Consider the following 1,912-nt stretch of genomic DNA (forward strand, 5'->3'; position numbering starts at 1 on the left):
CCAATAACAAACAAAATCTAATAATATAATACTATTTCTTTGGGCTACTTAATGGGATTAGTGCTGTTAATCCACCATCAATTGTTACACAAACCCCGTTTATAAATGAGGCAAGATCAGAAATTAAGAATGCTGTAAGATATCCAATTTCCTCAGGTTCTCCAACCCTTCTCATAGGATATGCTTCGCCCCACTCTCTTATTTTTTCCTCTATATGTTCTTTGCCTACTTCTTCTTCCGCTGCCCACTCTAACAATGGTGTTCTTATGGATCCCGGACATATTGCGACAGCTCTAATTATAGGGGCGTAATCAACTGCAATACTTCTAGTTAAGCCTAATAATGCATGTTTGCTAGTAGTATAAGCGGCAACTCTGCGTTGAGTTGCAAAAGCTTGTATTGATGCTACGTTAACTATTACACCTTTACCTTGCTTTAACATATACGGTATAGAATACTTAGACATTAAGAAGGGGCCTTTCACATTGACATTAATTATTTTATCCCAATCCTCTTCACTTGTTTCATGAACTGAACCATAAATTTCTATACCAGCGTTATTGACTATTGCGTCAATCCTGCCATATTTTGTGATAATATAATCTATTCCCTTAATAACTTCTTCCTTTTTTGAAACATCAGTGCTAATATACTCGACATTCATGGAAGGCTCTTTTTTATCAAAAATTATTACATTTACACCTTCGTTCATAAGAACATTAACAATTCCCTTACCTATACCCTGGGATCCTCCAGTTACGATTACAACTTTATTTTTAATATTTAGGTCCATATTTCTAAATGAGAATTTAGGCTATATAAAGTATGACTCTAACAACTGATAATCAGATACCAATGTAATATAAAATTATTGATAATATTTGAGCTAATGTATTTTATATAATTAAAATTTGTCATTATATGAATAATTTTTATCTTGATCTTTCTTATCCACTAATCGAATTATTTCTAGAATTAATTGTTTCAATATGATACATTATATAAAACTAAAAGTGATATAAAAATTGTATTTGTATATTTATAATACTCTATATTTTTTCCACATTTCTGATAACGAACTTCCCTTAAGAATTTCGGTTCTTACTATATCTTCCTTTTTGGCTTTTTCTAAAGCCTTAGATATAACGATATCCTCTATATTTTTAGGAATAACAACTACCCCATCAAGATCTGCAAATATTAGGTCACCAGGTTCTATAATAGCTTCACCAGAGTATACCCTACAGTTATAACAAATTGCTTCTGCTCTGCCTTTTGAATCTAAGGGAAGCGCGCCACAAGAGAACACTGGAAAATTGATGGAAAGTATCTTATGTGTATCCCTATTATAGCCATCTATTATAGCTCCCCTACTTCCTCTGATCTTTGCAGCATTAGAAAATAATTCCCCCCATAACGCAGTATTCTTAGATTCTGAAACTATAACCACAACATCATTAGGCTTAATATTACTTATTGCCTCTAGCATAATTTTATATGGTTCAATAGGCTCCTCTTTAACTTCTTTAACAAGTATAGGTAAAGCTCTACCAATAATCCTCATATCATTTCTTAAAGGCTTAATACATGCGCTCATAACATGTTTTCTATATCCTAAATCATCTAGAATATCTGAAATAACTGCAGAATATAATTTTCTCTCTACTTCTTCAAAATCTTGTATCATGTTAATAAGTTCTTAATAAATGGCTTATATTCATTTCGCTATGTGTGAGAAAGTGTGGATATAATGCCGTAATAAAGGTAAAATTTATTAACCCCTTTTACATGTGTGGAGAACAATTTCATTCATCCCCATAAAATTTTATTCCAACTTATGCTAATAGATTTAGAGTAAATTGTATTATTTTGTATTATTGTGGAAGAATATTTTTAGCCATCTCGTTATTGT

2 protein-coding genes are annotated in these 1,912 nt (G+C 31.5%); both read right to left on the minus strand.

Annotated elements, in window-relative coordinates; translation table 11 throughout:
* Window positions 1-31 precede the first annotated feature (31 nt).
* Window positions 32-793: an SDR family oxidoreductase gene (locus DMP16_RS09455; RefSeq protein WP_069283016.1), complete on the minus strand. Its 762-nt coding sequence runs from the start codon at window positions 791-793 to the stop codon at window positions 32-34.
* 246 nt (window positions 794-1,039) lie between these two features.
* Complete coding sequence (locus tag DMP16_RS09460) at window positions 1,040-1,687, minus strand: RraA family protein (RefSeq protein ID WP_069283018.1); 648 nt, start codon at window positions 1,685-1,687, stop codon at window positions 1,040-1,042.
* Window positions 1,688-1,912: the final 225 nt, after the last annotated feature.

The organism is Sulfolobus sp. B1, from assembly GCF_007050195.1.
Lineage (GTDB): Archaea > Thermoproteota > Thermoprotei_A > Sulfolobales > Sulfolobaceae > Saccharolobus.

What these genes read in the sequence shown, in the direction of transcription:
- DMP16_RS09455 (WP_069283016.1), bottom strand. Translation starts at nt 793, where the DNA reads ATGGACCTAAATATTAAAAATAAAGTTGTAATCGTAACTGGAGGATCC.
- DMP16_RS09460 (WP_069283018.1), bottom strand. Translation starts at nt 1,687, where the DNA reads ATGATACAAGATTTTGAAGAAGTAGAGAGAAAATTATATTCTGCAGTT.